This is a genomic window from Burkholderia sp. E168m22 (genome assembly GCF_001319805.1).
In the GTDB taxonomy this organism is placed as follows: domain Bacteria; phylum Pseudomonadota; class Gammaproteobacteria; order Burkholderiales; family Burkholderiaceae; genus Burkholderia; species Burkholderia orbicola.
Genome location: NZ_BBSK01000009.1, coordinates 130,522 through 155,481, shown reverse-complemented (window position 1 = coordinate 155,481; position 24,960 = coordinate 130,522). Strand labels below are relative to the sequence as shown.

Genomic DNA, 24,960 nt, shown 5'->3' with positions numbered 1-24,960 from the left:
GCGCCGCCGCCCGGCGTTACTGCTGCTGAACCGTCAGCTTGTTCGTGACCGACGTCACGCCCTTCACGCTCTTCGCCGCCTCTTCCGCCTTGTCGATCTGTGCCTGGTCGGGCACCGTGCCCTCCAGCGAGATCGCGCCGCCCTTCGAACGCACGACGATGTTCGCCACGTCGATGCCGCCTGCCTTCGTAATGGCCTTGCGCACCGCGTAGCCGAGCTTGCGGTTCGCCTTCTTCGCGGTTTTCGCGGCGGCCTTCGGCGCGCTGCTCGCCGCCGCCGGCGCTTCCGTAGCCGCTGCGTCGCTCGACTGCGCATACACGCTGCCCGACAGACAGGCCGCCACGGCGGCGACACCCAACGCTCTCAACACGATCGACTTCATGCTATCTCCTTATCACTCCGGAACGGCCGTGCACAGTACGGCCGAATACCCCCAAAAACAGCCGGCCCGCGCGCGAACGGGCGGGACAGCCGGTGTTTTCCACGGCGATACGAGAGAGGCGTCACGGGCCGGCGGCCGGCGCACGCGAAAGCGGGCCGGCCGGGCCGGGCAACCGCCGGCCGGACGCGCCCGGTCTGATGACGTGCCGGGTCGCGCGCGAATCGGGCGCGGCTGCGTCGCACAATGTAATCCAGCGCCCGCCGAAGCGCAAAGCTTTTGACGCGGGGGGTGCCCGCCGCCGTCCCGGTGCCGCGGTGCAATACCGCCCCGACTCGCGCAGGCGCGGGGAAACCGGGTACCATCGCCGCGAGACTCCACGTCGTCCCGCGACGACCGTCACCGATGCGTCACGCCAGCGTCATCCGCCAACCCCATGAAGCCTGCCCGCCCTCGCCCGCCGCGCCGCATCCTCGCCCGCTTCGTCGCCGTCTCGTGGCGCGACCTCGCGCTGTCGATCGGCCCGACCGTGCTGCTCGCCGGCGCGGCCGTCTGGCTCGCGGTCAAGCTGATCCAGCCAGCGCCGCCGTCCACGCTCGTGATCTCGTCCGGGCCGCCCGGCAGCACGTACTGGAACGCCGCGCAGAAGTACAAGACGATTCTCGCTAAAAACGGCGTCACGCTCGACGTTCAATCGTCCGAAGGTTCCGCGCAGAACCTCGCGCGGCTGTCGAATCCGAACGCGCCGGTCGACGTCGGATTCGTGCAGAGCGGCATCGGCCCGAAGGAGCGCGACGAGCATCTGGTGTCGCTCGGCAGCATCGGCTACGTGCCGCTTGCGATCATGTACCGCGGCCCGGTCGTCGCGCGCCTGTCCGATTTCAAGGGCAAGCGGCTCGCGCTCGGTGCGGAAGGCAGCGGCGCGCGCGAACTGAGCCTCGCGCTGCTGAAGATGAACGGCATCGTGCCGGGCGGCCCGACCGCGCTCCTGCCGACCGCCGGCGAGGACGCGGCGACCGCGCTGCTCGACGGCAAGATCGACGCGGCCTTCCTGTCCGGCGATTCGACGCAGATTCCGGTGATGGCGAAGCTGTTCCGCGCGCCGGGCGTGCACGTGTATTCGTTCACGCAGGCCGAGGCGTACGCGCGGCGCTTTCCGTACCTGACCGCGATCACGCTGCCGATGGGCGTCTACGATCTCGGCCTCAACCTGCCGCCCGCCGATATCCACACGGTCGCGCCGACGATCGAACTCGTCGCGCGCGACTCGCTGCACCCCGCGCTGTCCGACCTGCTGATCGAGGCCGCGCGCGAAGTGCACGGCCACGCGACGATCCTGCAGCACGCGGGCGAATTCCCGTCGCCGGTCACGCGCGGCTTCCCGCTGTCCGACGACGCGTCGCGCTATTACAAGTCAGGCAAGACCTTCCTGTACCGGCGGCTGCCGTTCTGGGTCGCGAGCCTGGTCGACCGGCTGCTGGTCGTGCTGGTACCGCTGATCGTCGTGCTGATTCCCGGGCTGCGGCTCGTGCCGTCGCTGTACGGCTGGCGGGTGCGCTCGCGCATCTACCGCTGGTACGGCGCGCTGATCGCGCTCGAACGCAGCGCGCTCGGGGACCATACGGCCGAGGAGCGCGTGCAGTTGCTCGACCAGCTCGACGACATCGAGGAAGCCGTGAACCGGATGAAGATGCCGCTCGCGTACGCCGGTCAGTTCTACGTACTGCGCGAGCACATCGGCTTCGTGCGCGAACGGCTCACCGCGCACGACCAGGATGCGCCGGCGGGCCCGCCCGGCGCCGGCAGCCCGCCGGCACGCGCGCAAGCCGCGCCGCCACCGGCTGGCGACGCCCCCCGGGCGACTCCCGGTTCCGCGTGAGCGAACGATCCGCGATCATTGCTGCATGCGCGCGCCGCCGCGTAACATGGAGGCCGCCGCCAGGCGCCGCACGCCCCACCTTCTGGAGAACGACATGACAACCGGCCTCGATACCGCCCAACCCGCCTGGTTCTTCGACTTCGTGTCGCCGTTCTCGTATCTGCTGCTGGAGCAGCACGACAAATGGCCGGACGTGCCGTTCGTCCCCGTGCCCGTGTCGCTAAGCGACCTGCAGCGCCACTGGGGCCAGCGCCCGACCGCCGACGTGCCGGCCAAGCGCGTGTTCACGTACCGTCACGCGCTGTTTCGCGCGGAGCAGCTCGGCATCCGTTTCAAGATGCCGCCCGCGCACCCGTTCGATTCCGACAAGGTGCTGCGCCTCGCGATCGCGCTGCGCGCCGATATCGTGACGGTGCTGGAAATGTTCCGGTTCATCTGGCGCGAAGGCAACGATCCGTCGACGCCGGAAGGCTTCGCCGCGCTGTGCGAACGCGTCGGCGTGGGTCACGGCGACGAGCTGATCGAATTCGAGGAAACCGCTGCGCAACTGACCCGCAACACGACCGACGCGATCGCGCTCGGTGTGTTCGGCGTGCCGACGTTCTGGATGAACCAGCAACTGTTCTGGGGCGAGGACGCGCTGCCGATGGTGCTGTACTGCGCGCGCACGCCGAACTGGCTCGAATCGCGCGAGGTCAAGCGGATCAGCACGCTGCCGAAGGGCCGCGCGTGATGGCGTGCGTGATGGCCGGTATCACGCACGGCAACGTGCGGCTGCGGTAAGGTTACGCGTCCCCCGAATCCCTCCACCCATGGAAGACGACCGTACCGCCTCGCTCGACATCTGGCTCGTGCGCGTGCTGCGCACGCTGCTGCTCGAGCGCAGCGTCACGCAGGCCGCGTTGCGGCTGAACCAGACGCAGCCCGCGATCAGCACCGCGCTGCGCAAGCTGCGCGAGACGCTGAACGACCCGATCCTCGTGCGCGGCAAATCGGGCATGGTGCCGACCGAATACGGCGCGTCGCTGCTCGAAGCCGCGTCGCGGGCGCTGCGCGAGGTCGATTTCATCGCGACGCCGCACGGCGACTTCGATCCGTCATCCGCGCGGCGCACGTTCCGCGTCGCCGCGCCCGACTACCTGAACGATTTCTTCATGCCGACGCTGATCGAGCGCTTTCGCGACGCGGCCCCGCATGCCCATCTGGAAATCGATTCGCTCAATCCCGCGCTCGACCACGCGGGCGCGCTCGAATCGGGCGCGCTCGATCTCGTGATCGGCAACTGGCCGAAACCCGACCCGCAGTTCGCGCGCCAGGACCTGTTCTCCGACACGATCGTGTGCCTGATGCGCGACGCGCATCCGCTTGCCCGCGCGCCGCTCACGCGCGACGCGTATGCGTCGGCCGCGCACGTCGCGCCGACGCCGTACACCGGCGACAAGCGCAACGCGATCGAGATCGGCCTCGCCCGCGCACGCCTCACGCGGCGTATCGTGACGACGCTGCCGTACTTCGGCATCGTGCCGCAGGTGCTGCTGCAGTCGGACCTGATCTTCACGACGACGCGCCGCTTCGCGACACACTATGCGCAACTGCTGCCGCTCGTCGTCGTCACGCCGCCCGTGCCGTTCCCGCGCATCAAGAGCTACCTGCTCACGCATCCGCAACCCGATCGGCCGACCGACATCGCGTGGCTGTGCGCGCTGATGCAGAGCGTGTCCGACGAGCTGACGGTCGCTCGCACGCGCAAGCGCTGACGCGCGGCCGAAGCGCAGCATGACGGGGCAGGCAGCGCGACGGGTCAGGTAGCGCGGCCGCTCAGGCCGTGCAGAAGGTTTCCTGCAGATGGGTCCAGCGCACGACGCCCGCCGCATCACGCGTGAACACGGCGGTCGCACGGCGCGCGGGCAGCTCGCCCGCTGCCGCGTGCTGCGCTTCGAGATAGGTGAGCACCGCATGCGATGCGTCGGCCGCGAGCACGCGGATCTCCGACAGCGTGATGCGCAGCCCCGGCTTCGCGCCGGCCAGCTTCGCGAACAGCCCGCGCATGCCGTCATGGTCGACCATGCGGCCGTCGGTCAGGATCATCGTGAAGTCGGCGGAAAACGCGGCGAGCAGCGCATCGAGCGCCGCGGGCGCGGTATCGACGCCGGATAGCCAACGCTCGATGGCGACGAGGCTCGCATCGAGCGCATCGAGATAGACGGAGTGATCGGACATGGGTGCGTGCACGGTGAGGTGAAGCGCGACCCGCTGCCGCGCATGGTTGTGCAGTGTATGCAAAAACGCGCGGCCGTGCGCCGGCCGCGCGGCGTCGCCGTTTTACCGTGGCTTTATCGCGGCTTTATCGCGCGCAGGACACGTCGTCGCGTGCGCGGCCGGCCGCAGCCGCCTTCGCATCGGCCACCGGCATGCCCGAGCGGGCCTGCAGCAGTTCCGCGCAGACGGCCACCGCGATCGCGCCCGGCGCCTTGTCGACGATGCCCGCGACGCCGATCGGACACACCATCTCCACGAGCCGCGCCGGATCGACGCCGCGCGCGGCGAGCCGACGCTCGAACTTCACGCGCTTGGTGCGCGAGCCGATCATCCCGAAGTACGCGTAGTCGCGCCGCCGCATGATCTGCGCGGCGAGCGAGAAGTCGAGCGCGTGGTTGTGCGTCATCACGAGGAAGTACGCGCCGGGCGGCGCCGCGTCGACGACGGCCTCCGGCGTGTCGGTCGGCTCCGGCTGCACGTTCGGCGGACATTCGTCCGGAAACAGCTCGTCGCGCGTGTCGACCCACTGCACGACGCACGGCAGCGCACCGAGCAGCGTGACGAGCGCGTGGCCGACGTGCCCCGCGCCGAACAGCACGATGTGCATCGGCGCCGGCGCGCCGGTCGCGCGGTTGCGCTGGCCGGTGCCCGGCGCGAACGGCTGCATCGACGACGGCGCGCTACCGCACGCGCCGTCGCATCCGGTAGCGGGCGCCTGCGACGCGGCACGAGGCGAACGAGCGGGGCCGTTCATGCCGGCCTCCGCCGGGCCGGCCTGACGACGAGGCTGACCGCCCCGTCGGGGCCGGCGCACGAAGCGAGCGTGGAGAGGCGGTTCATCTCAGCCTGCCCGTGCGGCGCTCGCCGCACGCACCGCGCCGATCGCGCGCAGGATCGACTCGCCGGTGGCCGGCCCATCGAGCGGCGGATTCACGCGATAGTCGCCGACCGCCGCCACGGCGTCGCGCACCGCGAAGAACACCGAGAACGGCAGCAGCAGCGGCGGCTCGCCGACCGCCTTCGAGCGGTGGATGCTGTCCTCGACGTTGCGGTTCTGGAACAGCCGCACGTTGAACTCGGGCGGCGTGTCGTTCACCGTCGGGATCTTGTACGTGGACGGCGCGTGCGTCATCAGCTTGCCGCCCGGGTTCCACCACAGCTCCTCGGTCGTCAGCCAGCCCATCCCCTGGATGAACGCGCCTTCGACCTGGCCGATGTCGAGCGCCGGGTTCAGCGACGCGCCCACGTCGTGCAGCGCATCGACGCGCAGCGTGCGCATTTCGCCGGTCAGCGTGTCGATCACGACTTCCGACACGGCTGCGCCGTACGAGTAGTAGTAGAACGGCCGGCCCTGCAGCTTCGACTGATCCCAGTGCAGCTTCGGCGTCGCATAGAAGCCGTCGGACCACAGCTGCACACGCGCGAGGTACGCCTTCGCGATCACTTCGCCGAACGGCACGCCATGGCCGCCGACCCACACGACGTCGTTGCCGAACTTCACGTCGGCCGCGTCGACCTTGCCGTCGCCGAACTGCTTCGCCGCGAACACCGCGAGTCGCTCGCGCAACTGGCGCGCCGCATCCTGCGCGGCCTTGCCGTTCAGGTCCGAGCCCGTCGACGCCGCCGTCGCGGACGTGTTCGCGACCTTGCTCGTATCGGTCGCCGTCACGCGGATCCGGCCGAAGCGGATGCCGAGCTCGTGCGCGACCACCTGCGCGACCTTCGTGTTGAGCCCCTGCCCCATCTCCGTGCCGCCGTGGTTCACGAGCACCGAGCCGTCGGTGTAGATATGCACCAGCGCGCCGGCCTGGTTGAAGTGCGTAACGTTGAACGCGATGCCGAACTTCACCGGCGTGAGCGCGATGCCCTTCTTCAGCACCGTGTTGCGTGCGTTGAAGGCGCGCACGCCCGCGCGCCGCGCACGGTAGTCGCTCGTCGTCTCGAGTTCGCCGAGCAGCTCCTGCAGCACGTTGTCCTCGACCGTCTGACCGTACGGCGTCACGTTGCGCTCGGTCTTGCCGTACAGATTCGCGTATCGGACGTCGAGCGGATCGCGGCCGAGCGAACGCGCGATGTCGTCGAGGATGTATTCGATCGCGAACGCGCCCTGCGGGCCGCCGAAGCCGCGGAACGCGGTGTTCGACTGCGTGTTGGTCTTGCCGCAGTAGCCGGCGATGTCGACGTCGCCGAGCCAGTACGCGTTGTCGAAGTGGCACACCGCGCGCGTCATCACCGGGCCCGACAGGTCGGCCGAGAAGCCGCAGCGCGACGTCATGTCGAGCGCGACGCCGTCGATGCGGCCGTCGTCGTCGTAGCCGACGTCGAAGCGGTAATGGAAGTCGTGCCGCTTGCCGGTGATCATCATGTCGTCGTCGCGGTCCGGGCGCAGCTTCACCGGGCACAGCAGCTTCCACGCGGCGAGCGCCGCGCAGCATGCGAACAGCCCTGACTGTGACTCCTTGCCGCCGAAGCCGCCGCCCATCCGGCGGCATTCGACCAGCACGTTGTGCGACGCGACACCGAGCACGTGCGCGACGAGGTGCTGCATCTCGCTCGGGTGCTGCGTCGAGCAGTACACGTGCATCCCGTCGTCGTCCTTCGGCACCGCGTACGCGATCTGCCCTTCCAGGTAGAACTGCTCCTGGCCGCCGAGCAGCATCTCGCCGGACTCGCGGTGCGGTGCGGCGGCGAGCCGCGCGGCGGCATCGCCGCGTGCGAGCTTCAGCGGCGGGATCACGTAGGTTTCGGCCTTGCGCGCTTCCTGTGCGGTCAAAATCGCGGGCAGCTCCTCGTAGTCGACCTGCGCGCGGCGCGCGGCGAGCCGCGCGGTTTCGTGCGACGTCGCGACGACGATGAAAATCGGCTGGCCGACGAACTGCACGACGCCCTTTGCGAGCACCGGATCGTCGTGGATGATCGGGCCGCAATCGTTGACGCCCGGGATGTCGTCGGCCGTGAACACGGCGACCACGCCCGGCGTCGCGCGCACCGCGTCGAAGTTCATCGACACGATCTTCGCGTGCGGCTTCGCCGACAACCCGAGCGCCGCGTGCAGCGTGCCGGCGACGAGCGGAATGTCGTCGGTGTAGGTGGCGCGCCCGCTCACGTGCAGGTGGGCGGATTCGTGGGCGCGCGACACGTGCACCTGCGCGGCGTCGGCCTGCGGATCGAGGGTGCTCAGGAACGGTTCTGCTTGCTGGTTCATGTTCGGTGTTCTCCCTCGTCAGACGCGCGCCGCGTCGTTGGCCGCTTCAGCGGCGACTTCGGCGGCCACTTCGCGCACGTTCAAGGCTTGCGGCGGCAACGGGTCGTGCGGACGCGTCTCCAGCCAGAATCGATACATCAGGTTCTTCGCGGTATCGAGCCGATACGTGCTCGTCGCGCGCATGTCGGACAACGGCTGGTAGTCGCGCTCGAGCGCCTGCATCGCGGCCTGCGCGGTGGCTTCGTGCCACTGCGCGCCGTCGAGCACGGCTTCCGTATTGGCCGCGCGCTTCGGCGTCGCGGCCATTCCGCCGAACGCGATGCGCGGTTCGCGGATCGTGTCGCCGTCCGCGATGAACGCGAACGCCGCGCACACGGCCGAGATGTCCGAGTCGAAGCGCTTCGACAGCTTGTACGTGCGGAACTGCAGCTTGTCGCGCGCGCCGGTGCGGGTCGGCACCTTCAGGCCGACGACGAATTCGTGCGGCGCCATGTCCTTTTGCTGATAGCCCGTATAGAGCGCCTCGAGCGGCAGCTCGCGCACCGTGTCGCCGCCGCGCAGCACGACGCGCGCGCCGAGCGCGATCAGGCCCGGCATCGAATCGCCGATCGGCGAGCCGTTCGCGACGTTGCCGCCGAGCGTGCCCGCGTTGCGGATCGGCAGCGACGCGAAGCGCTTCCACATCTCGGTCAGTTCCGGATACGTGCCGGCCAGCGCCGCATAGGCCTTCTCGACCGTCACGCCCGCGCCGATCTCGACCCAGTCGTCGCCGTGCACGACCTGCTGCAGTTCGGCGATCTGGCCGACGTAGATCAGGTCGTCGAGGCGGCGCATCTGTTTCGTGACCCACAGACCGATGTCGGTGCTGCCGGCGAGGATGCGCGCGTCGGGGCGCTCCGCCTTCAGCGCGGCCAGCGCGTCGAGCGTGCGCGGCGCCACGAAGCGTGCGCCGTCGATCGTCGTGTAGTCGAACGTGTCGTCGCGCTTGAGCGATGCAAGCGTGCGGGCGAGCGCGGCCGTGTCGACCGGCGCGGCCGGCGCACCTTCGCCGGTCGCACCTTCGCCGACCGCATCGAACATCCGCACCGCCGCATCGACGATCGGGCGATAGCCGGTGCAGCGACACAAGTTGCCGGTCAGCGCATCGGCGATCTCGGTGCGCGTCGGCACGTCCTTCGCCTTCGCGCACGCACTGCCGCAACCTTCGTGGCCGTGCTTCTCGTACAGCGCCCACATCGACATCACGAAGCCGGGCGTGCAGAACCCGCATTGCGAACCGTGGCAATCGACCATCGCCTGCTGCACCGGATGCAGCGTGCCGTCCGGCTGGCGCAGGTCCTCGACCGTCAGGAGCGCCTTGCCGTCGAGCGTCGGCAGGAACTGGATGCATGCGTTGACGGCCTTGAACTCGACCGCGCCGGCATCGGTCAGCTCGCCGACGACGACCGTGCACGCGCCGCAGTCGCCTTCCGCGCAGCCTTCCTTGGTGCCGGTGCAATGCGCGTCCTCGCGCAGGTATTGCAGCACGGTGCGGGTCACGTCCGCGCCGCTGACTTCGCGGATCGCGTGACGATGGTAGAAGCGGATCGGCTCACTCATGTCTCGATGTGTCTTCAAATGGGGGCAAGGCGGCCTGCGCGGAGCGCTCGACCGACGTTTTTCTGACAGTTTGCACGCTATCACCGTCAAATTCCGCAACCCATAGCCCATCACGCATGCGGCTCATATAACTGCCGCGATATGCGGGCCCGGCCGGCCGGCACCCTTGCCGCACGGTGCGCTCGGGCACGTCCCGGTCGCCCGCGACCGTCCGTGGTCCGCCAGAACGGGGCTCGATTAACTAAATGGTACCTGCGGGAAAACCGGTTCCATGGGAAAATCCCGATTCCCTTTTCCGCCGTTTTCCGTTCGTTTCGCCATTCGTTCCGACCCCATGTCCTCCGATTCCGCCACACCGCCGCGCAGCGGGTTCGCGGTCACGCTGCAAATCGTGTCCGTCGTCTGCTTCACGTTCATCTGCTATCTGACCATCGGCCTGCCGCTCGCGGTGCTGCCGGGCTTCGTCCACGACGACCTCGGCTTTTCCGCGATCGTCGCGGGCGGCGCGATCAGCGTCCAGTACTTCGCGACGCTCGCATCGCGGCCGCTCGCCGGGCGCCTCGCCGATACGCTCGGGCCGAAGCAGACCGTGCTGCGCGGGCTGGTCGGCTGCGGCGTGTCGGGCGTGCTGCTGCTCGTCGCGCTGCTGCTCGCGCACTGGCCGGTCGCGAGCCTCGTGCTGCTGGTCGCGAGCCGGCTCGTGCTCGGCGTCGGCGAAAGCCTGTGCGGCACCGGCGCGATCCTGTGGGGCATCGGCCGGGTCGGCGTCGCGCACAACGCGAAGGTGATCTCGTGGAACGGCATCGCGACCTACGGCGCACTCGCGCTCGGCGCGCCGGTCGGCGTCGCGATCGCGCATACGCTGAATCCGGCGCTGATCGGCGTGATCGTGATCGCGCTGGCCGCGCTCGGCTTCTACCTCGCCCGCCTGATCGCGCCGGTGCCGCTGGTGCACGGCGAACGGATGTCGTATGCGAGCGTGTTCACGCGCGTGCTGCCGCACGGCCTCGGCCTCGCGCTCGGTTCGGCCGGCTTCGGCTCGATCGCCACCTTCGTCACGCTGTACTACGCGGCGCGCCACTGGCCGAACGCCGCGCTGTCGCTGACGGTATTCGGCACGCTGTTCATCGGCGCGCGCCTGCTGTTCGCGAACACGATCAAGACCTACGGCGGCTTCCGCGTCGCGATCGTGTCGTTCGCGTTCGAATCCGCGGGCCTTTTGCTGCTGTGGCTCGCGCCGGTGCCGCACGTCGCGCTCGTCGGCGCGGCGCTCACGGGCTTCGGCTTCGCGCTGATTTTCCCGGCGCTCGGCGTCGAGGCCGTCGCGCTCGTGCCGCCCGCGAGCCGCGGCGCGGCGCTGTCCGCGTACTCGGTGTTCCTCGATCTGTCGCTCGGTATCACCGGCCCGCTGGCCGGCTATGTCGCGGGTGCGTTCGGCTATCCGCAGGTGTTCCTGTTCGCGGCGGTGGCGGCCGCCGCGGGCGTCGCGCTGTCGATGGTGCTGTACCAGCGGCAGGCGCGCGTCGCGGGGAGCGGCGCGGCGGCGTGATGCCGCCTGCGCCGTGCACGGCGGCCGGCCGCGACCTTCGCCCCGCCGCCAAAATAAAACGCCCGCGCGATGCGGGCGTTTTTTCATCCGTCGATCGATATGACGACAGTGAGGATCGATCACGCCGTTCGCAGAAACAGCTTCCGCGTGAGATCGAACGCGACGAGATTGCCGGCCACCACGAGCAGCAGCCCCAGCACCGCCAGCGGCGACCACTGGTAGCCCTCGAACACCGTCGACACGGCCAGCGCGACGATCGGAAACAGCACCGTGCAGTACGCCGCGCGCTCCGGCCCGATCCGGCCGACGAGCGTCAGGTACGCGGTGAAGCCGATCACCGACCCCGGCACGGCGAGATACACCAGCGCGCCGAGATAGCGCGGGCTCGTGTCGAGCGTGAACGGCATCCCGGCCGCCGCGCTGCCGACGGTCAGGATCGCCGCGCCGATCAGCATCGCCCAGCCGTTGGTCACGAGCGGATGCAGCCCCATCGACTGCATCCGGCTCGACAACAGGTTGCCCGCCGAGAAGCACATCGTGCCGGCGAACGCGATCGCGAGCCCCGTCCACGTCGCATGGTCGTCGAGATGGCCGGCCATCTGCTGCCAGAACAGGCATGCGATGCCCGTCAGGCCGAGCAGCGCGCCGGCGATCGCCGACGGCCGCAGCGGGCGGCCCATGAACAGCCGGCCGTTGATCGAGTTCAGCAGCGGCGCGGTCGAGAAGATCACCGCGACGAGGCCGCTCGGCACGACCTGCTCCGCGTAGTAGAAGCACAGGAAGTTCAGGCAGAACAGCGCGAAGCCCTGCGCGACGAGAAAGCGCCACGCCTCGCGCGGCGGGCGCACCGGGCGGCGCATCACGCGCAGCAGCGCGAACAGCACGGCGGCCGCGAGCCAGAAGCGCCACGCGATCGACACGGGCGGCGGCACCGAGCCGAGCTGCCACTTGATCGCGATCCAGGTGGTGCCCCAGATCAGCACGGTGACGAAATAAAGCGACAGGTTCATGGCGGCATTCCGGAAAATCGGGTGAATCGGGATCCCGACTATGCCGTCGCACCGCGCGCGCCGATTGTCCGGAATTGCGGTCTTTTTCGGCGCGCCGCGCGCGGCGCCGCGCACCCGCTTATACTCGGCGCATCATGAGTCTCTCCCTCTGCGCCCCGCCCGTCGACCGCGCCGCCGCCCTGGCCGGCGGCGATCTGCCGTTCGGCCTGCAGTCGGTCTGCCGCACGCTCGCCGACGCGAACGCGACGCTCGAACGCTTCGCATGGCTCGGCGATCACCTCGCGATCGCCGAATGGACGCGGATCACCGACGAAAGCGAGACGGTCTACGAGCAACCCGGCCACCACACGCTGTCGTGCTACCTCGACGGCGGCTACCGGACCGAGCGCCAGCGCGTGCCGCGCTACGGCGCGCCGAGCCTGCTGTGCGCGTTGCCGGGCGACCATGAATCACGCTGGTGGGTGCGCGGCGAAATGCATTTCATCCACCTCTATTTCCTGCCCGAGCACTTCACGCAGCGTGCGATCCGCGAGCTCGATCGCGAGCCGCGCGAGCTGAAGCTCGCCGATCGCACCTATTTCGAGGATGCACGCGTCGCGGCGCTGCTGCGCTCGCTCGCGCTGGACGGCTGGGACGATGCCGACGAGCGGCTGCGCGTGAACGAGACCGCGCACGAAGTGCTGAGCCTGCTGCTGCGCGGCCAGAGCACGACGCGCACCGACACGTCGTTCCGCGGCGGGCTGGCGCCGGCCGTGCGCCGCCGCGTGCGCGACTACATCGACACGTATCTCACGCAGCCGCTGACGCTCGGCGAACTTGCCGAGGTCGCCGCGCTGTCCGAATACCATTTCTCGCGGATGTTCCGGCTGTCGTTCGGCCGCGCGCCGCACGCGTGGGTGGCCGAGCAACGGCTCGCCCGGGCCCGCGAGCTGCTGCGCACGACGTCGCTGCCGCTCGCGCAGATCGCAGCCGACTGCGGCTACGCGAACGCCGGCCACTTCAGCCATCGCTTTCGCGACGCGCACGGCACGACGCCGAATACGTATCGGCGCGCGATGCAAGGCCGCTGAGCGCGGCCCCTTGCCGCTGTTCCGCGCTTACGTGCCGCGCCGCGACAGTTCCTGTTCGAGCGCCGCGACGCCGGCCGGCAGGTCGACCGGCACCTTCAGGTCGACCATCGTGCGGCCGAACGCATGCAGCGTGCGGAACAGGTTGTGTTCGCGGCACTGCTCGCCCATCTGCCCGATCCGCACGATCGGCAACCCGAACGAGCCCGATATCTCGACCTGGTACTGCTTCGAGATATGGCCGCAGACCATCCCGGGCGTGAGCCCCTCCGGCGTCTCGATCCCGACCACCGAATTGAGCCGGCAGTCCTTCGGCGCATAGAGCTTGAGCCCCATCGATTCGACGCCCGCCTGCAGCGCCAGCGAGCAGCGCAGGTGGCGCGCGAAGCGGCTTTCGAGCGTCTCCGCGCAGACGAGCCGCAGCGCCTCGTGCAGCGCGAGCACACCCGACACGGGCGCCGTGTAGTGATAGCCGGCGTTGTGCCAGAAGTTCTCCGCGAGCGCCATGTCGAGACACCAGTGCGCGTTCGGCTCGGGGCGCGTCTTCATGCGCTCCCACGCGGCATCGGAGAACGCGATCAGCGACACGCCCGGGATCGACGACAGCCCCTTCTGGCCGCCGGTGATCACCGCGTCGATGCCCCACGCGTCCATCTCGAGCGGCATCGTCGACAGCGTGCACACCGCGTCGACGACGACCAGCGCGCCGGCCGCCTTCGCGAGCGCCGCGATGTCGCGCAGGTCGCGGTTCCACACGGTGTTCGACGTCTCGCCCTGCACGATCGTGACGATCTCCGGCCGCTCGCGCGCGATCGCGTCGGCGATCTCGTCGAGGCTCGCCACCGCGCGATCGGCCACTTCGAGCGTCGCGACGTCGGCGCCGACGCGCGTGGCCATCTCGGCCATCCGCGCGCTGAAGAAGCCGTTGCGGATCGACAGCACGCGCGTACCGCGCCATGCGAGGTTCGAGATCGCCATTTCCATCGCGGCCGAGCCCGGGCCCGCGACGCCGAGCACCCATTTCGTGCGGGTCTGGAACACGTAACGCGCCATCTCCTTCACCTGCTCGATGATCTTCGCCATCGTCGCGCCGAGATGGTTGATCACGATCGTGTTCGCCTTGGCCACCGCGGCCGGGATCGGAACCGGGCCGGCCCCCATCATCAGCAGCGGTTCTTCGGGCAGGATCGCGTCGAGCGGCACGACGACGGGACAGGGAATCGGCGAGTAATCGATGGACATGGCTGGAAAAGGATGAGGAAAGGAAGTGCTCGAACGCCCGCAGCACGGGGCCAGTGGAGCGGCGCCTGTTGCACGCGCCCGTTGCACGCGGCGAATTGATCGATCATTCCGTGTTCCGCCGCCTCGCGCAAGAGGCACGCACGTCCGGACAGCGCGACGGTGGCCCGGTCATCGAACCGGGCCAGACGGCCATGCACCGCATGCGCGATGATCTTCCGGATTGGAAAAAGGATTGCCCCCGGTTGCGAAACGGTTCCATTCGGGTTCCGTACGCGCGATTTTCTTCGCCAATATCAAGACGATTCTTCGAAACCGGCCGTTCAGCACAATTGGCGGATCGAACGCAATACACCGGCCACCTGATACAAATCACGGAGCGAATTCGATACACAAAATCCGAACGTGGAAAAAACATCCACCATTCCTGATCATATTGGGGAACGACTCCTGCACTGCCGTGTACCGGCTCGCTCGAACCACCCGCAACACATTGATTAATTTGATAAATATTCTCCAAATCGACACATACTCCAATACCGACTCGGTTTTGTCCGGTGCGTTCTTGCTGCATTGCAGCGTTAAACCGGTACCCGCGATTTCGATTTTACGCAAGCCGCCCATTTTCTCAGGTTGACGGATATCGGTTCTGTATTGAACAATTGTCTACGGAATCGAAAAATCGATTTTTCGATACGAGGGCAAGCTGGAGCCGCGCGATGCGCTTTCGACGTTGCGCGGCGAAAAATCACAACCATAATCAATCAACCGGGCCAGAAATACGCAAGCCATGAACCAGATTCAGACCATGCGTGTATTCGTCTGCGTCGCCGAGCAGCAAAGCTTCCGGCGCGCGGCGCACCATCTCGGCGTGTCCAATGCGCTCGTCACGCGTTCGATCGCGATGCTCGAGGGCCACCTGAACACACGGCTGATCCATCGCACCACGCGCAATCTGTCGCTCACCGAGGCCGGCGTGCGCTACCTCGATGGTTGCCGCGCGCTGCTCGAGGAATTCGACCACCTCGAATCGTCCGTCGCGCATGCCGTGCGCGAACCGGCCGGCACGCTGCGCGTCGTCGCGTCGGGGCTGCTGTCGCCGCTGGCGCTGACGCCGCTCGTCAGCAGCTTCCGGCACCGCTACCCCGAGCTACGCGTGCAGCTGACCGTCGCCGAAGGGCCGCTCGACGTGCTCGATTCCGGCTACGACGTCGGCATCGTCACCGGCACCCGGCTCGACGGCAACCCGACGCTGATCGGCCATGCGCTCGCGCCGAACCCGTTCGTCGCGTGCGCGGCGCCGGCCTATCTCGACCGCCGGGGCGAGCCGCGCGTGCCCGACGACCTGCCGGGCCACGACTGGGTCACGCTCGCGCCGCACCAGCACGCGCCGACGTGGCAACTGGTCGGCCACGACGGCGTCGCCCATTCGGTCACGGTGCGCCCGGCCTGCACGGTCAACCAGCTCGCGCTCGTCCAGGCGGCGGCCGTGGCCGGCGCCGGCATCGCGGTGCTGCCCGAGCCGTGCGTCGCCGACGCGCTCAACCACGGCACGCTCGTGCGGCTGATGGCCGGCTACCGGATCGACGATCCCGACGCGCAGTTGTCGCTCGTCTATCCGAACCGCCAGTACGTGCCGGCCCGCACCCGCAGCTTCGTCGAGCACGCGCTCGAGCACTTCAGCGCGCCGGCCGCCCGCGAGCAGGCGGATTACGGCTTCCTGCGGCCGGTACGCGGCCCCGAACGCTCCGACATCGTCACGGGGCTGCAGTAAACTGCGCGCGTCAGCCATCGGAGGTGCAGCGTGCGCGTGATCCTGTTCAGCAGCCGGCAGTACGACGACGATTCGTTCACCGCCGCCAACCGGCAGTTCGGCTATCGGCTGCACTTCCAGCCGTCGCACCTCGACGCGGAAACGGCGATTCTCGCGCACGGCTATGACGTGGTCTGCCCGTTCGTCAACGACACCGTCGACGCGGCCGTGCTCGAACGGCTCGCCGACGGCGGCACGCGGCTGATCGCGCTGCGCTCGGCGGGCTTCAACCATGTCGACCTCGCCGCCGCCGAACGGCTCGGCATCACGGTCGTGCGCGTGCCCGCGTATTCGCCGCATGCGGTCGCCGAGCACGCGGTCGCGCTGATCCTCGCGCTCAATCGCCGCCTGCCGCGCGCGGTCGCCCGCACCCGCGAAGGCGACTTTTCGCTGAACGGCCTGCTGGGCTTCGACCTGCACGGCAAGACCGTCGGCGTGATCGGCACCGGCATCATCGGCAGCGTGTTCGCGAAGATCATGATGGGCTTCGGGATGCACGTGCTCGCGCATTCGGTGCCGCCGTACAACGACGAGCTGATCGCGTTCGGCGCGCGCTACGTCGAACTCGACGAACTGCTGCATCATGCCGACATCGTCAGCCTGCATTGCCCGCTGCTGCCGTCGACACACCACCTGATCAACGAGCGGACGCTCGCGCGGATGAAGCACGGCGCGATGCTGATCAACACCGGGCGTGGCGGTCTCGTCGATGCGCAGGCCCTGATCGACGCGCTCAAGAGCGGCCAGCTCGGCCATCTCGGGCTCGACGTGTACGAGGAGGAAAGCGGGCTCTTCTTCGAGGATCACTCCGACCTGCCGCTGCAGGACGACGTGCTCGCGCGCCTGCTGACGTTCCCGAACGTGATCGTCACGTCGCACCAGGCGTTTTTCACGCGCGAGGCGCTGGCCGAGATCGCGCACACGACGCTGCTGAACATCGAGGCGTGGCATGCGGTCGCGCCGCAGAACGTCGTGACCGCAAACCGCTGAGAAACCGCACGTTTGATGGCGTGCAGCGCATCCGCAATCGTTTGCTCGTGCGTGCTGCCGCGCACCGCACTCGTCCTCGTCAACAATTCAGCGCATTGTTTCGGTTGAAGTAACGTTTCGCGCGCGCCGTCTGCTATCGTTGCGCCGACGTCCTTCCCTGCCTTTGCCGCTCATGCGTTTCGACGATTCAGACATCGCCGCCGTCTACCGTGCCATCTTCGAACGGCGCGACATGCGCCATTTCACGCCGGCGCCCGTCGATCCGGCCGTGCTCGCGCGGCTGCTGCGCGCGGCGCACCATGCGCCGAGCGTCGGTTTCATGCAGCCGTGGCGCTTCATCCGCATCACCGATCCTGCCCTGCGCGCCTCGATCCACGCGCTGGTCGAGGCCGAACGCCGCGCGACCGCCGACGCGCTCGGCGAGCGCCAGGACGAATTCATGCGGCTGAAGGTCGAAGGCGTGCGCGAATGCGGCGAGTTGCTGGTCGTCGCGCTCGCCGACGGCCGCGAACGCCACGTATTCGGCCGCCGCACGCTGCCGGAGATGGATCTGGCCTCCGCCGCGTGCGCGATCCAGAACATGTGGCTGGCCGCGCGCGCGGAAGGGCTCGGGATGGGCTGGGTGTCGCTGTTCGACGTCGATGCGCTGCGCACGCTGCTGCGGATGCCCGACGGCGCGAAGCCGATCGCCGTGCTGTGCGTCGGCCACGTCGACGCGTTCTATGCGAAGCCGATGCTCGAAGCAGAGCGCTGGGCCGCGCGGATGCCGATCGAAGCCTGCCTGTTCGAGAACGGCTGGGACGATCCGGCGGCGATCGATGGGGCCAGATCGGCTGCGGCGCCAGCGGATGGGGACAGCGAAACGAAGCACACGCCGGACGCGATGCGCGACGGGTCGTCCGAACGCATCGCGTGATCCCCTCCCGGCAGCCGCCATCATCCCGGCCCTGGCCCCCCGCGAATCCCACACTGTGAGCTTCCCGCTCACCACCCCGTCGCACGCCGGCAACACCCGTTTTGGCCCCAAGCATAGGGGTTTTCACTGAAGTAGAATCGCGGCTGACGTTCGCCTCACCGACCGCCCGCCCCGCGCCTCCCGCGCCTGGCTCGAGCGGCATCCTTTCCCGAGCCTACCGCGATGCCCCTGCCTCTTTTCGCCCTTGCCGTCGCCGCATTTGGAATCGGTACCACCGAATTCGTGATCATGGGGCTGCTGCCCAATGTCGCGCGCGACCTCGGCGTGTCGATCCCGGCCGCCGGAATGCTCGTGTCGGGCTACGCGCTCGGCGTGACGATCGGCGCGCCGATCCTCGCGATCGTCACCGCGAAGATGCCGCGCAAGCGTGCGCTGATGAGCCTGATCGGGCTGTTCATCGCCGGCAACCTGTTCTGCGCGATCGCGCCCGGCTACGCGGTGCTGATGGCCGCGCGCGTCGTCACCGCGTTCTGCCACGGTGCGTTCTTCGGGATCGGCTCGGTGGTCGCGAGCAACCTCGTCGCACCGAACCGCCGCGCACAGGCGATCGCGCTGATGTTCACCGGCCTCACGCTCGCGAACGTGCTCGGCGTGCCGCTCGGCACCGCGCTCGGCCAGGCGTTCGGCTGGCGCGCGACGTTCTGGGCCGTCACCGGCATCGGCATCGCCGCGGCCGCCGCGCTCGCGGTGTGCCTGCCGAAGAACCTCGCGCTGCCCGACACCAGCATCACGCGCGAATTCAGCGTGCTGAAGCACCCGCAGGTGCTGATGGTGCTCGGCATCAGCGTGCTCGCGTCCGCGAGCCTGTTCAGCGTGTTCACGTACATCACGCCGATCCTCGAGGACGTGACGGGCTTCTCGCCGCGCCAGGTCACCTACGTGCTGCTGCTGTTCGGCCTCGGCCTGACCGTCGGCGGCACGCTCGGCGGCAAGCTCGCCGACTGGCGCCGGATGCCGTCGCTGATCGCGACGCTCGCGCTGATCGGCATCGTCCTCGCGCTGTTCGCGGGAACGATGCATCTGCCGTTCGCCGCGCTCGCGACGATCTTCGTGTGGGGCATCCTCGCGTTCGCGATCGTGCCGCCGCTGCAGATCATGATCGTCGATCGCGCGAGCGACGCGCCGAACCTCGCGTCGACGCTCAACCAGGGCGCGTTCAACCTCGGCAACGCGACCGGCGCGTGGCTCGGCGGGATGGCGATCGGCTCGGGCGTGTCGCTCGTGAGCCTGCCGTGGGTCGGCGTCGCAATGGCCATCGCGGCGCTCGCGCTCACGCTGTGGTCGGCGTCGCTCGAACGCCGGCCGGTGGTCGTGCCAACCGAGTACGTGTGACATCACCCTGCTGCGATCGTTGCGTACGCAACTCCATCCGATCCTGATGGCCTTCATGGACCTTTCAACGGTCGCGGTGTAGCATCGCGGCCGATGAAAGCCATTCTCAATCGCGACTTCCTCGCGCTGATCCTGAGTGTTGCGGTCGTCGGTCTCGGGACCGGCGCCACGCTGCCGCTCACCGCGCTCGCACTGACCGAAGCCGGGCACGGCACCAACGTCGTCGGCATGCTGACCGCCGCGCAGGCGCTCGGCGGCCTCGCGATCGTCCCGTTCGTCACCGCGCTCGCACGGCACATCGGCGCGCGCCGCGCGATCGTCGTGTCGGTCGTGCTGCTCGCGGCGGCCACCGCGCTGATGCAGTTCACGTCGAACCTGATCCTGTGGGGCGTGCTGCGCGTGCTGTGCGGCGCCGCGCTGATGCTGCTGTTCACGATCGGCGAAGCATGGGTCAACCAGCTCGCCGACGATTCGACACGCGGTCGCGTCGTCGCGATCTACGCGACCAATTTCACGCTGTTCCAGATGGCCGGCCCCGTGCTCGTCAGCCAGATCGCCGGCGCGACCAGCATCCGCTTCGCGCTGTGCGGCGCGCTGTTCCTGCTCGCGCTGCCGACGCTCGCGACGATCCGCCGTGCACCGCTCGCCGGCGACGACGCGCATCACGCAGCGCACGACAGCTGGCTCGCGGTACTGCCGCGCATGCCGGCGCTGATCATCGGCACCGGCTTCTTCGCGCTGTTCGACACGCTGGCGCTGTCGCTGCTGCCGCTCTACGCGATGGATCACGGCGTCGCGAGCGCGACCGCCGTGCTGCTCGCGTCGATCATGCTGTTCGGCGACACCGCGATGCAGTTCCCGATCGGCTGGCTCGCGGACAAGCTCGGCCGCGAACGCGTGCACCTCGGTGCCGGCTGGATCGTGCTGGCCGGCCTGCCGCTGCTGCCGTTCGTGATCGCGAATCCGTGGCTGTGCTGGCCGCTGCTGTTCGTGCTCGGCGCGGCGGCCGGCAGCATCTATACGTTGTCGCTCGTCGCGTGCGGCGAACGGTTCCGCGGCGCGGCGCTCGTCACCGCGAGTTCGCTCGTGTCGGCGTCGTGGAGCGCTGCGAGCTTCGGCGGCCCGCTGGTGGCGGGCGCGTTGATGGAGCAACTGGGCAGCAACGCACTCATCGGCGTGCTGGTTGCCTGTGTCGCCGCGTTCGTCGCGGCCGCGCTGTGGGAACGCCGCGCCGCGGTGCAACGCGCGGTCTGATGCGGGTTGGCGTTGGCGCGCAGCATCACGTCCCCGTACGTATCGGCCCGCTCGCGCCCTTCCCGCGGTAACGGCAGCGGCCCGCGCAATGCGGGGCCGTCCCGTCCTTCCGGACTACGCGTGACTACACGTCACATTTCGGGCTGCGATCCGTTACACGCTGCGCGCCGGCAAAATCTTGCCCGCACACGTACCGAAGCCGACACGATAACCCTCGCCCTGGCACCAGCCGGCGAGCGTCAGCTCGTCGCCGTCCTCGATGAACGTGCGGCTGCCGCCGCCGTTCAGCGCGACCGGCTCCTTGCCGTTCCACGTCAGTTCGAGCAGGCTGCCGAACGAATCCTTGGTCGGCCCGCTGATCGTGCCCGAGCCCATCAGGTCGCCCACGCGCGTGTTGCAGCCCGCGACCGTGTGATGCGCGAGCTGCTGCGCCATCGTCCAGTACATGTGCTTGAAGTTGGTACGGCAGATCGACGTGGCCTCGGCCGCACCTTCGGCGCGCAGCGTCACTTCCAGTGCGATATCGAACGCATGCTTGCCCGCATGCCGCAGATACGCGAGCGGCTGCGGCGACTGCTCCGGCTGCGCGACGCGGAACGGTTCGAGCGCGTCGAGCGTGACGATCCACGGCGAGATCGTCGTCGCGAAGCCCTTCGAGTTGAACGGCCCGAGCGGCACGTATTCCCACTGCTGGATGTCGCGCGCGCTCCAGTCGTTCAGCAGCACCATCCCGAAGATATGCGCTTCCGCGTCCTCGCACGCGATCGGCTCACCGAGCGCGTTGCCCTTGCCGACGATGAAGCCCGTCTCCAGTTCGATGTCGAGCTTACGGCACGCGCCGAACACCGGACGCTCCTGGTCGGGCAGCTTCAGTTGCCCGTTCGGGCGCCGCACCGGCGTGCCGCTCACGACCACCGACGACGCGCGGCCGTTGTAGCCGATCGGCATCTCCGACCAGTTCGGCAGCAGCGCATTCTTCGGATCACGGAACATCGAGCCGACGTTGGTCGCGTGCTCCTTCGACGAATAGAAATCGGTGTAGCCGGGAATCTCGACCGGCAGATGCAGCGTCGCGTCGCGCTGCGCGACGAGCACCTGCGCGCGCAGCGCCGCGTCGTCACGCAGCGTCGCGTTATCGCGCGAGAACAGCGCGGACAGCTGCACGCGCACGCTGCGCCACGCGTCGCGACCGAGCGCGACGAACGCGTTGAGCGTCGGCGCGGCGAACACGTCGACCCCGGCCGGCAGCGTCACGAGGCGCGCACGCGCGAGCGCGGCGAGATCGACGATCTGGTCGCCCAGTGCGACGCCGGCACGGCGCACGCCCTGCTTCGCATCGCTGAAGATCCCGAACGGCAGGTTCTGGATCGGGAAATCGCACGCGGGATCGTTCGCCGTGTCGATCCAGCTCTTGCGAGCCGGGTCGAGCGTCGCGCGCCAGTCTTGGATATCGCTCACTTTTGCTCCGGATTGAAGTGTTTCTTGATGCCTTGCCAGCATTCGAAGTAGTCGGCCTGCAGCTGCGCGGTGTCGAGCGCGTAGCGCGTCGGCCGGATCAGCGTGCGGGTTTCGAACATGAACGCCATCGTCGCGTCGACCTTGTGCGGCTTCGTCGTGTCGCTCGCGGACGCCTTCTCGAACGTGTCCGCATCGGGCCCGTGGCCCGACATGCAGTTGTGCAGGCTCGCGCCGCCCGGCACGAAGCCTTCGGCCTTCGCGTCGTACGCGCCGTGCACGAGCCCCATGAACTCGCTCGCGACGTTGCGGTGGAACCACGGCGGGCGGAACGTATCCTCGGCCGCGAGCCAGCGCGGCGGGAAGATCACGAAGTCGATCGTGTCGACGCCCGGCGTGTCGCTCTGCGCCTGCAGCACGAGGAAAATCGACGGATCGGGATGGTCGAAGCTGATCGAGCCGATCGTGTTGAACAGCCGCAGATCGTACTTATACGGTGCGTAGTTGCCGTGCCACGCGACGACGTCGAGCGGCGAATGGCCGATGTCCGCGCGCCAGAGCCGGCCGTTCAGCTTCGCGATCAGCTCGAACGCGCCTTCGCGATCCTCGTACGCGGCCTGCGGCGTCAGGAAATCGCGCGGGTTCGCGAGCCCGTTCGAGCCGATCGGGCCGAGATCCGGCAGGCGCAGCAGCGCACCGAAGTTCTCGCAGATGTAGCCGCGCGCATCGCCGTCCGGCAGCGCGACGGTGAAACGCACGCCGCGCGGGATCACCGCGATCTCGAACGGCTCGACATCGAGCCGGCCGAATTCCGTCGCGATGAACAGCCGCCCCTGCTGCGGCACGATCAGCAGCTCGCCGTCCGCGCTGTAGAAGAAACGGTCCTGCATCGAGCGGTTCGCCGCATACAGATGAATCGCACAGCCGTTCATCGCGGCGGCCGACCCGTTGCCGGCCATCGTCACGAGACCGTCGACGAAATCGGTCGGCTCGACCGGCATCGGCAGCGGGTCCCAGCGCAGCTGGTTCGGCGGCGTCGGCGGCACGTCGGCCGAATCGCCGAATTCCGACACGAGCCGCTGCGCGCCCGCATACGGCTCGAACGGCCGGTGTACGGCGGCCGGGCGAATCCGGTACAGCCATGAGCGGCGATTGTGGCCGCGCGGCGCGGTGAACGCGGTGCCCGACAGCTGCTCCGCGTACAGTCCGTACGGCGCACGCTGCGGCGAGTTGCGGCCGTGCGGCAGCGCACCGGGCAGCGCCTCGGTCGCGAATTCGTTCGCGAAACCGCTCAGGTAGCCGGCGGTCGCCGGTTTCGACAGGTCAAGCGTCATCGTTTTCCTTTCTCCATCAATTCAGGGCGGCGTTCGGCGCCTGCGCAGCGCTGCGGCGCGTGACGCCCGCAAGGCCGAGCACGAACAGCGCCGAGCACAGCACGGGCACCGCGGCCGCGTGGAACAGCGCGCCGTTGGACCAGTTGAGCGCAATCAGTTGCCCGCCGACGAGCGGCCCGAGCACCGAGCCGATCCGGCCGATGCCGAGGCTCCAGCCGATGCCCGTCGAGCGCAGCGACGTCGGGTAATACTGGCCCGCGAGCGCGTTCACGGCCGGCTGCCCGCCGACCACGCAGAACCCGCCCGCGAACACGACGACCAGCAGCCACGGCAGCGCATGCGCGACCGAGCCGATCAGCCCCACCGACACGGCCGCGCACGCGAAGCAGGCGAACAGCACGCGCACGAAGCCGTAACGTTCGATGAACCAGCCGAGCGACAGCGTGCCGATCACGCCACCCGTCTGCAGCACCGTGCCGACGATCACCGCCGTGCCCGGCGAATAGCCGGCTTCGCGCATCACGGTCGGCAGCCAGTTCGACAGGAAGTACAGATCGATCAGGTTCATGAAACTGATCGCCCACAGCAGCAGCGTGACCGGCAGGCGGCCATGGCGGAACAGTTCGGCCACCGGCGCGCCGCTTGCCGCGCGTTCGCGCACGACGAGCCGCGTATTCGCATCGATGCCGGCTTCCGGTGCGAACCGCGCGAGCCAGTCGCGCGCCTGCGCGACGCGCCCTTTCAACACCAGGAACTGCAGCGATTCGGGCAGCCGCGCGACCATCGCGATCGTCAGCACGAGCGGCACCGCACCGCCGACGAAGAACACCGAACGCCAGCCGAGCGCCGGAATCAGCGCCGCGCTGATGAAGCCGCCGAGCGCCGCGCCGAGCGTGAAGCCGCACGACACGATCATCATCCGCTTCACGCGATGCGCGGCCGGGCTGAACTCGCCGACCAGCGCCATCGCGTTCGGCATGATGCAGCCGAGGCCGAGACCGGTGACGAAGCGCAGCGCCATCAGCACGGGAATCGAGCCCGCGAACGGTGTCGCGAGCATCGTCACCGCGAAGAACAGCGTCGAGCCGATCAGCACCGGGCGCCGCCCGATCCGGTCGGCCAGCACCGACAGCCCGAGCGCGCCGAGCAGCATCCCGAACAGGCTCGCGCTGAACACGGGCCCGAGCGCCTGCTTCGGCACACCCCATTCGGCGATCACGCTCGGCGCGACGTAGCCCATCGCCTGCGCATCGAAACCGTCGATCACGAGACACAGCCCGCACAGCGCGAGCAGCATCCAGTGAAAACCCGGGCGATGGGTCTCGTCGATCACGCGCTCGACTTCGAGCACGCGCGTATCGGCCGCCGCGCTCATTGCGCCACCTCGGCGGCCGGATGCACGGGCGGCGTCACGCCCCGGCGCGCGAGCGCCATCGCTTCGCGCAGCACGTCGGCGTCGCCGACCTGGTTCGCGAGCAACAGGATCAGCTTCGCGTTGACGAGCTGGCTGTCGGCATCCGACAGGTCGCGATGCATGTCGATCAGCGCTTCGTAGAACGCATCGGGATCGGCCAGACGCGGGCGGGTATCGAGTGGGGGCATGACGGTGTCTCCGGTGTC

At 68.8% G+C, this 24,960-nt stretch carries 22 protein-coding genes; 11 read left to right on the top strand and 11 right to left on the bottom strand.

Annotation, left to right across the window (positions count from 1 at the left end):
- Positions 1-16: 16 nt before the first annotated feature.
- Positions 17-382, bottom strand: coding sequence for a BON domain-containing protein (locus tag AP428_RS01475; protein ID WP_011544712.1), 366 nt, complete (start codon positions 380-382; stop codon positions 17-19).
- A 433-nt stretch (positions 383-815) separates the two neighbouring features.
- Here AP428_RS01475 and AP428_RS01470 point away from each other — a divergent pair, with 433 nt between their 5' ends.
- The 3 genes from AP428_RS01470 (at position 816) to AP428_RS01460 (ending at position 4,015) form a co-directional block, all read left to right on the top strand.
- The gene (locus AP428_RS01470) at positions 816-2,258 is read left to right on the top strand and encodes a TAXI family TRAP transporter solute-binding subunit (protein ID WP_053524216.1); all 1,443 of its coding nucleotides are present in this window, start codon (positions 816-818) and stop codon (positions 2,256-2,258) included.
- 94 nt (positions 2,259-2,352) lie between these two features.
- A complete protein-coding gene (locus tag AP428_RS01465) occupies positions 2,353-2,991 on the top strand; it encodes a DsbA family protein (protein WP_011544709.1) in 639 nt (212 codons plus the stop codon).
- Positions 2,992-3,070: 79 nt separating this feature from the next.
- Positions 3,071-4,015, top strand: coding sequence for a LysR family transcriptional regulator (locus AP428_RS01460; protein WP_054927424.1), 945 nt, complete (start codon positions 3,071-3,073; stop codon positions 4,013-4,015).
- Between the two features lie 61 nt (positions 4,016-4,076).
- On the opposite strand, the gene AP428_RS01455 is transcribed toward AP428_RS01460, so the two are convergent.
- The 4 genes from AP428_RS01455 to xdhA all read right to left on the bottom strand — a co-directional run bounded on the left by AP428_RS01455 (position 4,077) and on the right by xdhA (position 9,321).
- On the bottom strand, positions 4,077-4,478 hold the full coding sequence (locus AP428_RS01455) for a polyketide cyclase (RefSeq protein ID WP_054927423.1): 402 nt from the start codon (positions 4,476-4,478) through the stop codon (positions 4,077-4,079).
- Between the two features lie 124 nt (positions 4,479-4,602).
- Entirely contained in the window at positions 4,603-5,271 is a 669-nt protein-coding gene (xdhC, locus tag AP428_RS01450) for a xanthine dehydrogenase accessory protein XdhC (RefSeq protein WP_054927422.1), read from the bottom strand.
- Between the two features lie 87 nt (positions 5,272-5,358).
- Positions 5,359-7,722: a xanthine dehydrogenase molybdopterin binding subunit gene (gene xdhB, locus AP428_RS01445; protein ID WP_054927421.1), complete on the bottom strand. Its 2,364-nt coding sequence runs from the start codon at positions 7,720-7,722 to the stop codon at positions 5,359-5,361.
- Between the two features lie 18 nt (positions 7,723-7,740).
- The gene (gene xdhA / locus AP428_RS01440; protein WP_054927420.1) at positions 7,741-9,321 is read right to left on the bottom strand and encodes a xanthine dehydrogenase small subunit; all 1,581 of its coding nucleotides are present in this window, start codon (positions 9,319-9,321) and stop codon (positions 7,741-7,743) included.
- 334 nt (positions 9,322-9,655) lie between these two features.
- Between xdhA and AP428_RS01435 the strand changes: the two genes are divergently transcribed.
- Positions 9,656-10,870, top strand: a complete 1,215-nt coding sequence (locus tag AP428_RS01435) for an MFS transporter (protein ID WP_011544703.1) — start codon at positions 9,656-9,658, stop codon at positions 10,868-10,870.
- Positions 10,871-10,989: 119 nt separating this feature from the next.
- Here the strand turns inward: AP428_RS01435 and AP428_RS01430 are convergent, their stop codons facing one another.
- Positions 10,990-11,880: a DMT family transporter gene (locus AP428_RS01430; RefSeq protein ID WP_012327998.1), complete on the bottom strand. Its 891-nt coding sequence runs from the start codon at positions 11,878-11,880 to the stop codon at positions 10,990-10,992.
- A 134-nt stretch (positions 11,881-12,014) separates the two neighbouring features.
- Between AP428_RS01430 and AP428_RS01425 the strand changes: the two genes are divergently transcribed.
- Positions 12,015-12,950 (top strand): helix-turn-helix domain-containing protein, encoded by a 936-nt coding sequence (locus AP428_RS01425; RefSeq protein ID WP_012327997.1) that lies wholly within the window; start codon positions 12,015-12,017, stop codon positions 12,948-12,950.
- 27 nt (positions 12,951-12,977) lie between these two features.
- On the opposite strand, the gene AP428_RS01420 is transcribed toward AP428_RS01425, so the two are convergent.
- Positions 12,978-14,189 (bottom strand): alanine--glyoxylate aminotransferase family protein, encoded by a 1,212-nt coding sequence (locus AP428_RS01420; RefSeq protein ID WP_054927419.1) that lies wholly within the window; start codon positions 14,187-14,189, stop codon positions 12,978-12,980.
- A gap of 68 nt (positions 14,190-14,257) precedes the next feature.
- Here AP428_RS01420 and AP428_RS34470 point away from each other — a divergent pair, with 68 nt between their 5' ends.
- The 6 genes from AP428_RS34470 to AP428_RS01395 all read left to right on the top strand — a co-directional run bounded on the left by AP428_RS34470 (position 14,258) and on the right by AP428_RS01395 (position 20,551).
- Positions 14,258-14,617, top strand: a complete 360-nt coding sequence (locus AP428_RS34470) for a hypothetical protein (protein WP_156349291.1) — start codon at positions 14,258-14,260, stop codon at positions 14,615-14,617.
- Between the two features lie 359 nt (positions 14,618-14,976).
- Positions 14,977-15,960, top strand: coding sequence for a LysR family transcriptional regulator (locus AP428_RS01415; protein ID WP_054927418.1), 984 nt, complete (start codon positions 14,977-14,979; stop codon positions 15,958-15,960).
- Between the two features lie 30 nt (positions 15,961-15,990).
- The gene (locus tag AP428_RS01410; RefSeq protein WP_054927417.1) at positions 15,991-16,989 is read left to right on the top strand and encodes a 2-hydroxyacid dehydrogenase; all 999 of its coding nucleotides are present in this window, start codon (positions 15,991-15,993) and stop codon (positions 16,987-16,989) included.
- 172 nt (positions 16,990-17,161) lie between these two features.
- On the top strand, positions 17,162-17,905 hold the full coding sequence (gene bluB, locus AP428_RS01405) for a 5,6-dimethylbenzimidazole synthase (protein WP_054927416.1): 744 nt from the start codon (positions 17,162-17,164) through the stop codon (positions 17,903-17,905).
- A gap of 222 nt (positions 17,906-18,127) precedes the next feature.
- Positions 18,128-19,297, top strand: a complete 1,170-nt coding sequence (locus AP428_RS01400) for an MFS transporter (protein WP_054927415.1) — start codon at positions 18,128-18,130, stop codon at positions 19,295-19,297.
- A gap of 93 nt (positions 19,298-19,390) precedes the next feature.
- Positions 19,391-20,551 (top strand): MFS transporter, encoded by a 1,161-nt coding sequence (locus tag AP428_RS01395; RefSeq protein WP_011544697.1) that lies wholly within the window; start codon positions 19,391-19,393, stop codon positions 20,549-20,551.
- A gap of 153 nt (positions 20,552-20,704) precedes the next feature.
- Here AP428_RS01395 and fahA read toward each other — a convergent pair whose 3' ends face one another.
- From fahA to AP428_RS01375, 4 genes are read right to left on the bottom strand one after another with little or no spacing between them, the layout of a single operon-like run.
- Positions 20,705-22,009 (bottom strand): fumarylacetoacetase, encoded by a 1,305-nt coding sequence (gene fahA, locus AP428_RS01390; RefSeq protein ID WP_054927414.1) that lies wholly within the window; start codon positions 22,007-22,009, stop codon positions 20,705-20,707.
- Positions 22,006-23,340 (bottom strand): homogentisate 1,2-dioxygenase, encoded by a 1,335-nt coding sequence (gene hmgA, locus AP428_RS01385; protein WP_006476781.1) that lies wholly within the window; start codon positions 23,338-23,340, stop codon positions 22,006-22,008. Before hmgA ends, fahA begins: the two co-directional genes overlap by 4 nt.
- A gap of 16 nt (positions 23,341-23,356) precedes the next feature.
- The gene (locus tag AP428_RS01380; RefSeq protein WP_054927413.1) at positions 23,357-24,715 is read right to left on the bottom strand and encodes an MFS transporter; all 1,359 of its coding nucleotides are present in this window, start codon (positions 24,713-24,715) and stop codon (positions 23,357-23,359) included.
- Complete coding sequence (locus AP428_RS01375) at positions 24,712-24,942, bottom strand: DUF2783 domain-containing protein (RefSeq protein WP_006476783.1); 231 nt, start codon at positions 24,940-24,942, stop codon at positions 24,712-24,714. Before AP428_RS01375 ends, AP428_RS01380 begins: the two co-directional genes overlap by 4 nt.
- Positions 24,943-24,960 lie beyond the last annotated feature (18 nt).

Excerpts from the sequence above, each read along its gene's own strand:
- AP428_RS01460 (WP_054927424.1), top strand. The coding sequence starts at position 3,071 with ATGGAAGACGACCGTACCGCCTCGCTCGACATCTGGCTCGTGCGCGTG.
- AP428_RS01380 (WP_054927413.1), bottom strand. The coding sequence starts at position 24,715 with ATGAGCGCGGCGGCCGATACGCGCGTGCTCGAAGTCGAGCGCGTGATC.
- AP428_RS01395 (WP_011544697.1), top strand. The coding sequence starts at position 19,391 with ATGAAAGCCATTCTCAATCGCGACTTCCTCGCGCTGATCCTGAGTGTT.
- AP428_RS01375 (WP_006476783.1), bottom strand. The coding sequence starts at position 24,942 with ATGCCCCCACTCGATACCCGCCCGCGTCTGGCCGATCCCGATGCGTTC.
- AP428_RS01470 (WP_053524216.1), top strand. The coding sequence starts at position 816 with ATGAAGCCTGCCCGCCCTCGCCCGCCGCGCCGCATCCTCGCCCGCTTC.
- AP428_RS01475 (WP_011544712.1), bottom strand. The coding sequence starts at position 382 with ATGAAGTCGATCGTGTTGAGAGCGTTGGGTGTCGCCGCCGTGGCGGCC.
- AP428_RS01425 (WP_012327997.1), top strand. The coding sequence starts at position 12,015 with ATGAGTCTCTCCCTCTGCGCCCCGCCCGTCGACCGCGCCGCCGCCCTG.
- AP428_RS01400 (WP_054927415.1), top strand. The coding sequence starts at position 18,128 with ATGCCCCTGCCTCTTTTCGCCCTTGCCGTCGCCGCATTTGGAATCGGT.
- AP428_RS01415 (WP_054927418.1), top strand. The coding sequence starts at position 14,977 with ATGAACCAGATTCAGACCATGCGTGTATTCGTCTGCGTCGCCGAGCAG.
- AP428_RS01430 (WP_012327998.1), bottom strand. The coding sequence starts at position 11,880 with ATGAACCTGTCGCTTTATTTCGTCACCGTGCTGATCTGGGGCACCACC.
- AP428_RS01420 (WP_054927419.1), bottom strand. The coding sequence starts at position 14,189 with ATGTCCATCGATTACTCGCCGATTCCCTGTCCCGTCGTCGTGCCGCTC.
- xdhC (WP_054927422.1), bottom strand. The coding sequence starts at position 5,271 with ATGAACGGCCCCGCTCGTTCGCCTCGTGCCGCGTCGCAGGCGCCCGCT.
- AP428_RS01465 (WP_011544709.1), top strand. The coding sequence starts at position 2,353 with ATGACAACCGGCCTCGATACCGCCCAACCCGCCTGGTTCTTCGACTTC.
- AP428_RS01455 (WP_054927423.1), bottom strand. The coding sequence starts at position 4,478 with ATGTCCGATCACTCCGTCTATCTCGATGCGCTCGATGCGAGCCTCGTC.
- bluB (WP_054927416.1), top strand. The coding sequence starts at position 17,162 with ATGCGTTTCGACGATTCAGACATCGCCGCCGTCTACCGTGCCATCTTC.
- xdhB (WP_054927421.1), bottom strand. The coding sequence starts at position 7,722 with ATGAACCAGCAAGCAGAACCGTTCCTGAGCACCCTCGATCCGCAGGCC.
- AP428_RS01435 (WP_011544703.1), top strand. The coding sequence starts at position 9,656 with ATGTCCTCCGATTCCGCCACACCGCCGCGCAGCGGGTTCGCGGTCACG.
- xdhA (WP_054927420.1), bottom strand. The coding sequence starts at position 9,321 with ATGAGTGAGCCGATCCGCTTCTACCATCGTCACGCGATCCGCGAAGTC.
- hmgA (WP_006476781.1), bottom strand. The coding sequence starts at position 23,340 with ATGACGCTTGACCTGTCGAAACCGGCGACCGCCGGCTACCTGAGCGGT.